Genomic DNA, 12,600 nt, shown 5'->3' with positions numbered 1-12,600 from the left:
AGCTGCACGTACGCGGATTCTATAGCCATCTCCTGACGTAACGGGAGTCTCCGAAGCAGCAGGACATGGTTACCTGGAAGTAAATCGCGAATATTACTCAGCGACTCAGACTATTTTAACGCGAGCCTGCCAATTTGCTGCTGCGTCCGGTTGGCGCGTCGTCCACAGGACGTAAATTCATTACTAGGAGCAGCGGGATGAAATATCCGATCGCTATTGCCGCGGGAATCGCTGGCAGCTTGTTTGTCGCTCAGGTCGCTTCGGCCGCGGGTGGTTTCGAAGACCAAATGGCGCGTTGCCTGCAGCAACACGCCAACACGCGCGACGCCGCGCAAGTCATGCTTGAGTGCAATGCTGACGGCGGCAAGCTGTCGGACTGCAAGGTCGTCGACAACAGCGCCGCCGGCAAGGGCTTCGACAAGGCCGCGATGTGCATCGCTGAAAAGCTCCCGATGGGCGCCAAGACCGGCTCCGTGAAAGTTCCGTTCCGCTTCCCGGGCGGCGCGTAAGCATCTTTCCGATCGGAACAAAGACGCCCCCGTCGACTTGGTCGACGGGGGCGTTTTGCTTTCTGGAGTTCGGCGAGGGCGCGCGAGCGGCAACACTCCAAGAAAAGAGGCCGCGTCAATACGACGCGGCCTTTTTCTGTTTGAGCGATGTCTGGGAGCCTGACCTAGAACTCTTCCCACTCTTCCTTGAGAGCGACAGCCGCGCCGCCGCGCGACAGCGGCGCGCCGCCTGGTCGGCTCAACGAGGGGCGAGGCGGAGGCGTCACCGGCGCGGGCGACCTCGCCGGCTGCGATGAGAGCCGGCGCCCCGATGTCTGGAAGGTCTCCACCTGCTTCACGAGTTCGCCAGTCTGGCTCTTGAGAGAATGGGTCGCCGCCGTTGTCTGCTCGACCATGGCGGCGTTCTGTTGGGTGACCTGGTCCATCTGGTTCACGGCGGTGTTCACCTCGTGCAGGCCGCTCGATTGCTCCTGAGCGGAGACCGAGATCTGAGCGATTAGTTCATCGATCTCAGCGACCTTAGTCACGATCCCCCGTAGCGCGTCGCCAGTCTGCCCCACCAGCGCCACCCCCGCCTCGACCTGCCGGGTCGAGGTGTTGATAAGCGCCTTGATCTCCTTGGCGGCGTCAGCCGAACGCTGCGCCAGCGCTCGGACCTCTTGGGCGACGACGGCGAACCCGCGACCGGCTTCACCGGCGCGCGCGGCCTCGACACCGGCGTTCAACGCCAGAAGGTTGGTCTGGAAGGCGATCTCGTCGATCACGCCGATGATGTTGCCGATCTCGCGGGAGCTGGTCTCGATCTCCCCCATGGCGGCGACGGCTTGACTGACGACCGCGCCGGATCGTTCGGCGTCCGTCTTGGCCCCGGCGACCACCTCCTGAGCCTGCTTGGCGCCGGCGGCCGAGCGCCGAACCGTGGCGGTGATCTCGTCCAACGCGGCGGCTGTCTCCTCCAGGCTGGCGGCCTGCTGTTCGGTCCGGCGCGACAGGTCATCGGCTGCGACGCTGATTTCCTCGGTGCTGGAGCGGATTCCCTCGGTCGCGCCGCCAACCCCGCACATGGCCTGATCCAGCAGGCTGACAGCGTGGTTGAAGTCGTCCTTGAGCTTCTGGAACTCGGTGCAGACCTCGCCATCAAGGCGCGCCAGAAGATCGCCAGCCGCAAGACGGTCCAACGCCTCAGCCAGGAGCGTGACGACATGCTCTTGTCGCGCCTGAGCCGCGCTCTGCTCGGCTTCCAAGCGCCGCCGTTCGTTATCCAGGGTTTCCAGATAGATCGAGATGGCGAAATCCATATCCAGGAAGATTGCCTTCATCAGGGCCGCAACCGCTTCCCCCGCACGATCTGAGCCGCCCTTCGACATCAACCCCTTGGGCCACATCGAGTCGATCACAGCGCGAACCAGATGATCGCCAACGACCGCGTAGCCGCCGATGTACCAGCGGGGCTCCAGCCCGATGCGCGCATGGGTCTGACCGATCGCCCGCACCGCCCGAACGTAGTCGTCGCTGAACTGGCCCTCGGCGATCAGGCCCCAGTGGGTCTGCTGCCGCGAACTGGCCGCATCCATATGTCGGTCGTCGCTGAAGAACTTGCGCGTCTCGGGAGTAGCCCGGACCTTGCCATAGAACTTCGTGAGCGCCTTGCCGATCTCGTCCCGGATCACCGGCCGCAGGTCGCGCAGCGCTCCGCGGGCCTTGTCGTCGATCCCCATGAACGCCGTCCGTTCACCGATCGCGTAGTCCTGACTCATGGCCGTCCCCATCCTTCTGGCGGGGAAAAATTTCTGCCTCGATCCTTAACTGCCGTTTAATTTCACCCGGCATAGGCGCGGCAACTCGCCGCATGATCTTTTGAGTTGAGCAACATTCATTCGACGTATTCCCCTATTTCTCATAGGGAAATTGAGGATGCGCGCGGGGTCTGATGGCGAAGTTTAGCGCGCTGCGACACGCTGTCACAGTCAGCCGCCGCGCTTGAGCGTCTCGCGGGCGATGATCAGCTGCTGCACCTGGCTGGTGCCTTCGTAGATCCGGAAAATCCGCACGTCGCGATAGAGCCGCTCGATTCCATAGTCGGCGACATAGCCCGCGCCGCCGAACACCTGCACGGCGCGGTCCGCCACCCGGCCGACCATCTCGGACGCAAAGAGCTTCGACGAAGCCGCCTCCAGAGTGACATTGACCCCGGCGTCACGCTTGCGGGCGGTTTCGAGCACCAGCGCCTTGGCCGCCAGGGCCTCGGTCTTGCTGTCGGCGATCATCGCCTGGATCAGCTGGAAGCTGGCGATCGGCTGGCCGAACTGCTTGCGTTCCGAAGCATAGGCCACGCAGTCGGCGATCAGGCGCTCGGCCACGCCGACGCAGACGGCGGCGATGTGCAGACGGCCGCGATCCAGCACCTGCATGGCGACCTTGAAGCCCTCGCCTTCCGCGCCCAGGCGGTTCCAGGCCGGCACGCGGACATTGTCGAAGGTTACATCGTGGATATGGGCGCCCTGCTGGCCCATCTTCTTCTCGGGCTTGCCGACGGTGAGCCCCGGCAGGTCGCGCGGCACCAGGAAGGCCGAGACTCCCGCCCCGCCCTTGGCGTCAGGGTTGGTCCGGGCCATCACCGTGAACAGCGAGGCCTTGCCCGCGTTGGTGATGTAGCGCTTGGAGCCGTTCAGGACGTAGTGATCGCCGTCCAGCGTGGCGCGGGTCTGGACCGCGGCGCTGTCGGAGCCGGCTTCCGGCTCGGTCAGGGCGAACGAGGTGATCACGTCGCCCGAGGCGATGCCCGGCAGCCACTTGGCCTTCTGCTCGGCGTTGCCGAACATCACGAGACCCTGGCTGCCGATGCCGACATTGGTGCCGAACACCGAGCGGAAGGCCGGCGAGGCGCGGCCCAGCTCGATGGCCACCAGCGCCTCTTCCTCCATGGTAAGCCCGAGACCGCCGAACTCTTCCGGGATCGTCAGGCCAAAGAGGCCAAGGCCCTTCATCTCCTCGATCACGTCGTCGGGTACGGCGTCGTTCTCGGACACCTGGGCTTCGATCGGGCGCAGGCGCTCGGCTACGAAGCGGGCGACCGTGTCGATCAGCTGCTCACGAGTTTCCAGATCGAGGGCCATACGCTTCATCTCCCGGGCTTACCTTGACCCTCGCAGGAACCGCGACGGTCGTGTCAAACGCTTGTTTTGCCTGGAACTGTAGCGATGGCCCTCGAGAATGGAAGCCTTCCCTTACGCCCGTTCTTGCTGGGCCAGCACGCTCTTGCGCATGCCGTAGGCCAGATAGATCACCGCGCCGATAAGGTGCGCATAGAGGAAGTAGAGCTGGGTCTTCCCGGGCAGACTGACGAACAGATAGAGGCAGCCCAGGACGCCGGCCGGGGCCACGACCTGCCACAGCGGGGTCGAGAACACCCGGGGGCGGTTCGGCTCGCGCAGGCGAAGTACGATCACCGAGACCCCGACGGCGATGAAGGCCCAAAGCGTACCGGCGTTGGCCAGTTCGGCGATGTCCTTCAGCGACAAGAGGCCCGACAGCACCGCCGACAGCACGCCGGTCAGCAGGGTCATCATCACTGGCGTGCCGGTCTTGGCGTTCACCTTCGACAGGGCGCGGGGCAGCAGGCCGTCGCGAGCCATCACGAAGAAGATCCGGCTCTGGCCGTACATGAAGGCCAGGATAACGGTCGGCAGGGCGATCACAGCGGCCAGGGCGACCAGTTGCGCGATCTTGCCGTGCTTCAGGCTCTCCAGGATGAAGACCAGCGGGGCCTCGCTCTTGGAGAAGACCTCGGTGCGCGACGCGCCGATCGAGACGGCGGCGACGATCATGTAGATCGCCGTGCAGACAGCCATCGAGCCGACGATGCCGATGGTCAGGTCGCGCTTGGGGTTCTTGGTCTCCTCGGCGGCGGTCGAGACCGCGTCGAAGCCGTAGAAGGCGAAGAAGATCAGGCTGGCGGCGGCCATCACCCCGATCTTGGCGGCGTCAGCGGCCGCGCCTTCGGGCACATGGGCCTGGAAACCGTTGGGCATGAACGGCGTGAAGTGGGCGATGTTGAACGCCGGCAGGCACAGCACGACGAAGACGATCAGGGCGATGATCTTCACGAAGACCAACACCATGTTGACCGTGGCGCTCTCGCGGGTGCCCAGGGCCAGGAGGCCCGCCACCGCCATCGAGATGAACACGGCCGGCATGTTGATCAGTCCGCCCTGGTGAGGGCCCGCCAGCAGGGCATCGGGGAAGCCGATCATCTTGAACAGGCCATGGGCGTGGGCCGACCAGCCGACGGCGACCGCCGCGCAGACCAGGGTGTATTCGAGGATCAGGCTCCAGCCGACGAACCAGGCGACCGGCTCGCCCATCGCCGCATAGCTGTAGGTGTAGGCGCTGCCCGAGGCCGGGATCATGGTCGACAGCTCAGCGTAGCAGAGCGCCGCGCAGGCGCAGACCGCGCCGGCGATCAGGAACGAGAGGATCACCCCCGGTCCGGCCAGGCCCGCCCCGACCCCGGTCAGGGTGTAGATGCCGGTGCCGACGATGGCCCCGACGCCGAGCGCCACCAGGTGCGGCCAGCTCAGGGTCTTCTTCAGTTGATGGCTGTCCGCATGGCCAGCGGTAATGGTGTCGATGGCCTTTCGGCGCGTCCAGAAGCTCACTTTTCGGGTCCCTCCGACCAGAGCATGGCAGCCGAAAGTGTCAGCGGTTTCGGCGTCCGCCATGCTCTGCAAATAGTCGCGAGCCTGTTTAGCCGCTTCGGATCGAGATCCGAAGCGGACAGGCTCTCGATGCGGACCATGGAGCGGGTTTCGTTCCCAGCCAAGGCTTGTTTTTAGAAGAAAATCCTCGTCAGGGCGTAGGCGACGATCGCGACGGCTGCGGTCAGCGTCACCAGCAGGATCGCCAGGCGCGGTTTGACCTCCAGCAGGGCCTTGGGGCCGAGCTTGGCCGAGATGGCCCCGACCCCGGCTAAGAGCAGGAAGCTCGAGCAGGCGCCGAGCGCCGGGACCAGCGACGGCGGAATCAGGTTGAGGCCGCGGGCGGCGGCCAGCGCGGCGAAGCCCCACACGAACAGCGGCGGGGCTTGCAGGCCGGAGACCCGGCCGCCTTGGGCGGTGCGGGTCAGCATCAGCCCGATCAGCACGACGGCCGGGCCCAGCCACAGGATGCGCGACAGCTTGGCCAGGGCCGCTGTGCTCGCCACCTCCGGCGACACCGAGGCCCCGGCCCCGGCGACCTGGGCGACATCGTGGATCGACAGGCCGAAGAACACGCCGGCCTGGTGCGCGGTCAGGCCCAGGGCGTTGGCCATCGGCGGATAGGCCAGCATGGCGACGGTCGAGAGCAGGTTGACCCCGACGATGACCAGCGCCGTCGTGCGCTGGTTCTCGGGGCTGGATGGCGCGGCCTGCGAGGCGGCCAGGGCGGCGGAGGCCCCGCAGATCGAGCAGGCGGCCGCGGCGATCAGGGCCTCGGCCAGCGGCAGACCCAGCGCGGCGCCGGCCAGGGCTCCGATCCCGAGGCCGCCAATCACCACCGCGCCGCTGGCCAGCACGGCCGGACCGCCCAGGGCGGCGAACTCGGTCCAGCTGATCTGGGCGCCCATCATGGCCACGCCCAGTCGCAGACCCGGCTTGGCGAAGAGGTCGAGACCCGCGCCCAGCTGCCCCTGAAGGCCCAGAGCGCCCAGCATCATGCCCAGAACCACCGCCAGCAGCGGCGCCGGGACGTGCAGGCTCTGGGACAGGAGCTTGGCCAGCACCGCCATCAGCAGGCCGGCCACCAGACCCGGCCCGATGCGGACGGCGTTGAGGCGCAGGGCCGCGGCGGTCATCCGCGGACGGCGTCGCCGTTGATCGGGGCGGCGGCGAAGTGGGCGTCGGCCTTGGCGCAGCGGTTCGACAGGCGCTCGTGCAGGCGGCGCACGGTCTGGCTGCCGGTCCGCTCGAAGGCGAAGGGCAGGAGGCCGTGGACCAGACAGGCCAGGCCCGCGCCCAGCAGGGTGAAGCCAAAGCTCCAGGCCACGCCCATGTGCTGGCCATAGCTTTCGCCGACCGACTTGGGATGACGCGTGAACGACAGGTCCATGAAAGCCCCCGCTGGCTGAAACCGACGCGTTCTAGAATGGCGCGGATTCGGAGAAAGGCATTGTTTGAAAGGTTACCATTTCCGCGATATGGAGAATTCCGTTCTCTTTGACATCGGATTTCGAGATGATTGATCTCGATCAAGTCGACCGCCGCCTGCTGGCCATCCTGCAGGAGGACGCCACTGTCCCCATCGCCGAACTGGCCGAGCGCGTCGGCCTCAGCCAGACTCCCTGCTGGAAGCGGGTGCGCCGGTTGCAGGACGCCGGCGTCATCACCGCCCGCGTCGCCCTGCTGGACCGCGAGGCGCTGGACCTGGGCCTGACCGTCTTCGTCGCCGTCAAGACCGGCCACCACGACGAGGGCTGGCTGAACCAGTTCGCCGCCGGGGCCAGCGCCCTGCCCGAGGTGGTCGAGTTCTACCGGATGAGCGGCGATGTCGACTATCTCCTCAAGGTCGTAGTCAAGGACATCGCCGCCTATGACCGCTTCTACAAACGCCTGATCGCCACCGCCCCGCTGACCGACGTCTCGTCCAGCTTCGCCATGGAGCAGATCAAGTTCACCACCGCCCTGCCGATCGCACCGACCTGAGGGGCGGGGGCGACGGGGGGCTAAAATCCTCCCCCTAGCGGGGGAGGTGTCCGCGCAGCGGACGGAGGGGGAAGTCCTGCTGAGCTTGCCTCTTCCCCCTCCGTCGTCCCTTCGGGCCGACACCTCCCCCGCTGGGGGGAGGATTTGAGAGGCGTGCGTCCGCCGCTTCACGCGATCGCTCGCTGAAGTTCATGGGGAGGCGACGGAGCAGCCGGGCGAACCCGGAGACCGTGAGTTTTTGTTTGCGTTTCGGCTCGACTGTCCGCTCCGCCAGGTTGTTCTTGCCCGTGAGGATGGGGGGCGTGAGCGTCTTTCAGCTCGGGACCCCAGGAGCCCCCGGACGGGCGCGGACCAACTGGAGCGGCTACATCCGTGTCCAGCCCGACGATCCACGATAGGCGGCTTGTACGATCACCGCCCTGTCGCTCCGCGCTCGTCTCTCCACGGCTTCTTCCGAGATCCCGGATCTATCCAACGAACAGACCCCGGTCGAAACCGCTTCGAGACCACGCGGCCCCGCTCAACCTAGCCCCGCCGCCGTATTGGGCCGGATCCAAACGCCCTCCCCCGCGACGAGGATGGCTATGATTGTGCGGGAGGATTTAGCGCCGGGGATAAGTTGGCGCGTAAAAGTGAGAAGGCGTTGATTTCGTTGGCTTCGGTTCCGCCAATTCCGAGCGTTCACACCCGCTAGTCCCCATAAGCTCGTGTCATCCCGGGCGGCGCAGCCGACCCGGGACCCAGGGGTTGCGAGAGCGCCGCGCTTGGTCACCCCCTGGGTCCCGGCGCTCCGCGCTCCGCGCTGCGGCCGGGATGACACGGTCTTGAGAGCGACAATACCCGCTGGACCGCCCCTTCAGCCGCGCTAACGCCCCCCTCAGCGGAACTGGTTTGATACGCGCGGCCCCAAGCGGTTGGGTGAGACCATGTCCAAGCCCCGCGCCACCACCGCCGCATTCGATCATGGCCAAAGACTCTCGGCTTGGGCGGCCTGCGCCGCCAACGCCATTCCGCTCTGGGTGACCCTGGTCGCCGTACTGCACTGGAGCCTTGGCCCGGTCACGCCGTTGGCGCAGTTGGCCACCTATGTCGCGGTGCTGGCGCTGTGGGTTGGAGCGTTCAAGCCGTGGACGGCTCGACGGGCGGCTTAGGGGGTCGGCGCTGGAAGCGGACGCTCGCGATGTCGGTGAAGGGTGGAGGGCGGACCATGCTACCTCTCCCAAAGGGAGAAGGTTAGGGAGAGGGATTACGGAGTCCGACGGAGCGCCGGTACGCCGTCACCCATCTTAACCCCTCACCCTCCCGCCGCTCCCTCTCCCTTTGGGAGAGGGATTCTGCTTCGCGCCAACGTCAGCCGCAGGGTCGTGAGCCGCTGTCAGTCGGGCGACGACAACAGATGTCGCCCCCTACTCCGGCCACAGATCCTGCACGTCGCCCTTGCGGTTCAGCATGTGCGTGGCGCGTTTGATGACCGCCAGCAGGCGCTCCTTGCGGCCGTCCTTGTCGTAGGTCAGCGTCGTGCGGGCCAGGCCTTCCAGCATGAAGCGGGCGAGGTCGCGGCTGGCTTGGAAGCGCGGGCCGGCGCCGGCGTGGAGGATCTTCAGGAAGTGATCGCCAGCCTGGGCGCGGTCGAACTCGGCCTGCGCGGGGGCCAGCAGCGCGTGGATGGCCGGGTCGGTGCGGCCGGCGGCCTCCAGTTCGGCGAAGGCGGTGAAGGGGACGCTGTGCAGCAGGTCCCAGTAGCTGTCGATCGCGTGCTCAGTGACGTCGGCGCCGGACGGCAGGCTGTCGGCGGCGGCGCGGAACAGGGCTGAGCGCTCGGCCTGGATATGGGCGACGGCGGCCTCGACCAGGGCCTCGCGGGTGGGAAAGTGATAGAGCATCGCGCCGCGCGTCAGGCCTGCCGCGTCGGCGATGGCCGGGTTGGTGGCGGCGTGGTAGCCGATCTCGGCGAACAGATGCATCGCCCGGTCGAGAATCCGCGCGCGCGTCTTCTGCGACTTGCGGGTGTCCTTGGCGAGGCGGGCGGCGTCCATCGGCTTGATCTAGTGCGAGCGATGCTGCACCGCAACAGGCTGCTGAACCCTTGCGCCAAAAGGCTCCGACGCGCGGCGCAGTTTTTGACGGTTTGGTTGAAACTGCGCGTTTTCCAGGCGACCCTTGAGGAAGCCCCGGGCGCCGCCCGACCGGCGGGCTTCATCAAAGCGACATGCAATCGGCTTAATCGCCACCCACCGGCCGCCGTCGCGCCGATCCGGGGACGGAGCGATCTGCAGCGGCCGCGAGGGGGATTCGACCATGAGCGCCCACGTCGCCGTCCGCCACTATCGCGCCGTGTTCATCAGCGACCTGCATCTGGGCACGCGCGGCTGCCAGGCCGAGCTCTTGCTGGACTTCATCCGCCATATCGAGTGCGACAAGCTCTATCTCGTGGGCGACATCATCGATGGCTGGAAGCTGCGCGGGGGCTGGCACTGGCCTCAGACCCACAACGACGTGGTGCAGAAGATCCTGCGCATGGCCCGCAAGGGCACCGAGGTGATCTATGTGCCCGGCAACCACGACGACGGCGTGCGCGAATTCTGCGGCGTCCACTTCGGCGGCGTGGTCGTGGCCCGCGACGTGATCCACGAGACCGCCGACGGCAAGCGCTACCTCGTCGTGCACGGCGACGAGTTCGACGGCGTGGTGCAGCACGCCAAGTGGCTCGCCTTCCTGGGGGATTGGTCCTATAGAACCATCCTCATGCTGAACACCTTGGTGAATCGCCTGCGGCGTCGCCTAGGGTTCGGGTACTGGAGTTTCTCGGCCTATCTGAAGGTCAAGGTGAAGAACGCGTTGCAGTTCATCGAGAACTTCGAGGCCGCCGTGGCCGACGAGGCCCGACGTCGGGGCGTGGATGGCGTGATCTGCGGTCACATCCACAAGGCCGAGATGCGCGACATCGACGGCGTCCACTACGTCAATGACGGCGACTGGGTGGAAAGCTGCACGGCCCTGGCCGAGCACGCCGACGGCCGCCTCGAGATCGTCGAATGGGCCAAGGTGCGCTCGTGGTCGGTGATCGACCGTGCGCCCGCCCTGCCCGCTGACAAGCCGATGCCGGAGCCGGCCGCCGCCTGATGCGAATACTGCTTGCGACCGATGCGTGGGAGCCCCAGGTCAATGGGGTGGTGCGAACCCTGAGCCGGGTGACCGAAGAACTGCGCGCCATGGGCCACATCGTCGATGTGGTCAGCCCGGACCAGTTTCCGACCTTCCCGCTGCCCACCTATCCCGAGATCAAGCTGGCCATCGGCGCCTACGAGCCGGTGCAGGAGCGCTTCAAGCTGTTCGAGCCCGAGGCGATCCACATCGCCACCGAGGGTCCGATCGGCCTGGCCGCGCGCCGCATCTGCCTGGAGTGGAAGCTGCCGTTCACGACCAGCTACCACACCAAGTTCCCGGAGTATGTCTCGGCCCGCCTGCCGCTGCCTTTGGCGGCCGGCTACACCTACATGCGCTGGTTCCACAAGCCGTCGGGCCGCCTGATGGTGGCCACGCCGACCATGCGCGACGAGCTGGCCAAGCACGGCTTCCGCAACCTCTCGCCCTGGTCGCGCGGGGTCGACACCGACATCTTCAAGCCCCGCCTGCCGGACGAGCCCGACCTGTTCGAAGGCCTGGCGCGACCGATCTTCCTCAATGTCGGCCGGGTGGCCGTAGAGAAGAACATCGAGGCCTTCGCAAGCCTTGATCTGCCGGGCACCAAGGTCGTCATCGGCGATGGGCCTCAGCGGGAAGAACTGGCCGAGAAGTATCCCGAGGTGAAGTTCCTGGGCGCGAAGTTCGGCGACGAACTGGGGCGCTATTTCGGATGCGCGGACGTCTTCTGCTTCCCGTCGCTGACCGACACGTTCGGCCTCGTCATCCTGGAAGCCATGGCCGCCGGCGTGCCGGTGGCGGCGTTCTCGGCCCCGGGTCCGGTGGACATCATCCCTGGCTCCAACGCCGGTGTCCTGGCCCCGGGCCAGACCGAAGGCCTGCGCGAGGCGTGCCTGGCCTGCCTGGAGTTGGACCGCACCGTGGTCCGCAAGTTCGCCGAGCGCTTCTCGTGGCGCGCCTGCGCCGAGGAGTTCTTCCGCAACCTGCAGCCGTATCCGGAGCCGGAAAAGACCCGCTTCTGGCGGCGGTTGCGGCGCCTCGCGCGCCTGCGCAAGAAGACAGCCGCCTAAAAGACCCGCCCCTGCAGCCACAGGATGGCGGGATAGGCGCTCAGCCACGTCCAGAAGAAGCGGTTGAGGCCGAACAGGCAGGCGTTGGCCAGGTGGAAGGTCCCGGCCACGACCAAGCCAACCCACAGGGCGGGCGGCCACAGCAGGGTCAGCGGAAACACCAGCTCAAAGCCCATCACGCCCCAGGACATGGCGCGCAGCAGCTGTGGTCGTTCCGCGAACCCGCGCAGGCTTTCGGCCACCGGATAGGCCGAGAACTGGAACACGTCCCGCAGCGCCCGGCCCGAGCGCCAGTCGGGGTTCACCACCTTCACCCAGCCCGAGATGAAATAGGACAGGGTCAGCTGCGCCCCCAGATAGCCGAAGGCCAGCTCGGCCAGCATCGGCGCGGGCGCCAGGCTCGACAGCGTCAGGCACCAGAGGATCAGAAGGCCCATCCGGTCGCTGCCGCCGTTATAGGGCCCCTGGAAGCGGTGCAGGATCAGCAGCGACAGCGCCGCCAGCCCCACCAGCGGCCATGGCGAAGCGACGCCCGCCAGCACCAGCACCGCCAGGCCGATCCGCACGGAGAACAGGATCCGCTCGTCGCGGAACCCGCGCAGGTGCTCCAGGCTCTGCTGGATCAACGCCAGGGCCAGCAGGATCTCGACGAGGCGGCGGGCCAGCTCCAAGCTCATCGGATGTCGATCTCCGCCAGCCGCCGCGGCGCGGGCTGGACCATCACCTCCTCGGTCAGGACCTCAGCCTCGCGGTGAACGAACACCAGGCGAAAGCACAGCCATGGACGGGCCGGGTCCTGCGGCTCGGCGGCCAGGTCCGCAGCGATGCGCTTGAAGAGTTCGGCCTCACTGTGCTCGGGCGTGCGATCCTCGGCCAGCCGCTCGGCGCAGCTCATCACGAACAGGTTTTGGTTCCAGCGCGGGTTCCAGACCAGCCGCCGCGCCATCCGCGCCAGCGAGACGTGCGGGGGCCGCGGCCTGAACACCCGCCAGATCCCCGTGGTGTCGCCGGGCGAGGCCAGCAGGGCGTACTCGACGCGCGGCGCGGGCGCGATCACGTCGAAGAAGTTCCACGACGGCACCAGCGCGGGGGCCAGCAGCTTCAGCGGCGCAAGGAAGCTGGCGGGCGTCATAGTCCTATGACTGAAGAGCGGGCGGCGGGTCGATCTGACATCGGAAGTCCTCGGTCGCGGTCAAG

14 protein-coding genes and 1 pseudogene are annotated in these 12,600 nt (G+C 66.8%); 7 read left to right on the top strand and 8 right to left on the bottom strand.

The features are described 5' to 3' along the window. Positions 1 to 197 precede the first annotated feature (197 nt). Positions 198 to 509, top strand: a complete 312-nt coding sequence (locus ACT53N_RS11645) for a hypothetical protein (RefSeq protein ID WP_310215643.1) — start codon at positions 198 to 200, stop codon at positions 507 to 509. 164 nt (positions 510 to 673) lie between these two features. On the opposite strand, the gene ACT53N_RS11640 is transcribed toward ACT53N_RS11645, so the two are convergent. The 5 genes from ACT53N_RS11640 to ACT53N_RS11620 form a co-directional block, all read right to left on the bottom strand. Then, positions 674 to 2,278 (bottom strand): methyl-accepting chemotaxis protein, encoded by a 1,605-nt coding sequence (locus tag ACT53N_RS11640; RefSeq protein ID WP_476064043.1) that lies wholly within the window; start codon positions 2,276 to 2,278, stop codon positions 674 to 676. 198 nt (positions 2,279 to 2,476) lie between these two features. Further along, complete coding sequence (locus ACT53N_RS11635) at positions 2,477 to 3,625, bottom strand: acyl-CoA dehydrogenase family protein (RefSeq protein WP_476064042.1); 1,149 nt, start codon at positions 3,623 to 3,625, stop codon at positions 2,477 to 2,479. A 111-nt stretch (positions 3,626 to 3,736) separates the two neighbouring features. Beyond that, entirely contained in the window at positions 3,737 to 5,188 is a 1,452-nt protein-coding gene (locus tag ACT53N_RS11630) for an amino acid permease (protein ID WP_476064237.1), read from the bottom strand. Between the two features lie 152 nt (positions 5,189 to 5,340). Continuing rightward, entirely contained in the window at positions 5,341 to 6,342 is a 1,002-nt protein-coding gene (locus ACT53N_RS11625) for a putative sulfate exporter family transporter (RefSeq protein ID WP_476064041.1), read from the bottom strand. Continuing rightward, positions 6,339 to 6,596, bottom strand: a complete 258-nt coding sequence (locus ACT53N_RS11620; RefSeq protein ID WP_476064040.1) for a DUF6356 family protein — start codon at positions 6,594 to 6,596, stop codon at positions 6,339 to 6,341. The genes ACT53N_RS11625 and ACT53N_RS11620 overlap by 4 nt, the downstream gene beginning before the upstream one ends. A 125-nt stretch (positions 6,597 to 6,721) precedes the next feature. On the opposite strand from ACT53N_RS11620, the gene ACT53N_RS11615 reads away from it, so the two are divergent. The 4 genes and pseudogenes from ACT53N_RS11615 to ACT53N_RS11600 all read left to right on the top strand — a co-directional run. After that, positions 6,722 to 7,189, top strand: coding sequence for an Lrp/AsnC family transcriptional regulator (locus ACT53N_RS11615; RefSeq protein ID WP_476064039.1), 468 nt, complete (start codon positions 6,722 to 6,724; stop codon positions 7,187 to 7,189). A 643-nt stretch (positions 7,190 to 7,832) separates the two neighbouring features. After that, positions 7,833 to 7,883, top strand: a complete 51-nt coding sequence (locus ACT53N_RS11610; protein ID WP_476064236.1) for a hypothetical protein — start codon at positions 7,833 to 7,835, stop codon at positions 7,881 to 7,883. 232 nt (positions 7,884 to 8,115) lie between these two features. Further along, complete coding sequence (locus ACT53N_RS11605; protein WP_476064038.1) at positions 8,116 to 8,340, top strand: hypothetical protein; 225 nt, start codon at positions 8,116 to 8,118, stop codon at positions 8,338 to 8,340. Between the two features lie 42 nt (positions 8,341 to 8,382). Continuing rightward, a pseudogene (locus tag ACT53N_RS11600) lies at positions 8,383 to 8,541 on the top strand (hypothetical protein); the annotation flags it as partial. A gap of 54 nt (positions 8,542 to 8,595) precedes the next feature. Here the strand turns inward: ACT53N_RS11600 and ACT53N_RS11595 are convergent. Then, on the bottom strand, positions 8,596 to 9,225 hold the full coding sequence (locus ACT53N_RS11595) for a TetR/AcrR family transcriptional regulator (RefSeq protein WP_476064037.1): 630 nt from the start codon (positions 9,223 to 9,225) through the stop codon (positions 8,596 to 8,598). Positions 9,226 to 9,487: 262 nt separating this feature from the next. Here ACT53N_RS11595 and ACT53N_RS11590 point away from each other — a divergent pair, with 262 nt between their 5' ends. After that, entirely contained in the window at positions 9,488 to 10,312 is an 825-nt protein-coding gene (locus tag ACT53N_RS11590) for a UDP-2,3-diacylglucosamine diphosphatase (protein WP_476064036.1), read from the top strand. Further along, positions 10,312 to 11,403, top strand: coding sequence for a glycosyltransferase family 4 protein (locus ACT53N_RS11585; protein ID WP_476064035.1), 1,092 nt, complete (start codon positions 10,312 to 10,314; stop codon positions 11,401 to 11,403). The genes ACT53N_RS11590 and ACT53N_RS11585 overlap by 1 nt, the downstream gene beginning before the upstream one ends. Here ACT53N_RS11585 and ACT53N_RS11580 read toward each other — a convergent pair. Together ACT53N_RS11580 and ACT53N_RS11575 are read right to left on the bottom strand one after the other, a co-directional pair. Beyond that, positions 11,400 to 12,080, bottom strand: a complete 681-nt coding sequence (locus tag ACT53N_RS11580) for an HTTM domain-containing protein (RefSeq protein WP_476064034.1) — start codon at positions 12,078 to 12,080, stop codon at positions 11,400 to 11,402. The genes ACT53N_RS11585 and ACT53N_RS11580 overlap by 4 nt on opposite strands. Next, positions 12,077 to 12,535, bottom strand: a complete 459-nt coding sequence (locus tag ACT53N_RS11575; RefSeq protein ID WP_476064033.1) for a hypothetical protein — start codon at positions 12,533 to 12,535, stop codon at positions 12,077 to 12,079. The genes ACT53N_RS11580 and ACT53N_RS11575 overlap by 4 nt, the downstream gene beginning before the upstream one ends. Between the last annotated feature and the right edge of the window lie 65 nt (positions 12,536 to 12,600).

The sequence above is a fragment of the Caulobacter sp. DMC95 genome (genome assembly GCF_056313785.1).
The sequence above is the reverse complement of the archived record's forward strand: the minus strand, read 5'-3'. Positions and strand labels throughout refer to the sequence as shown.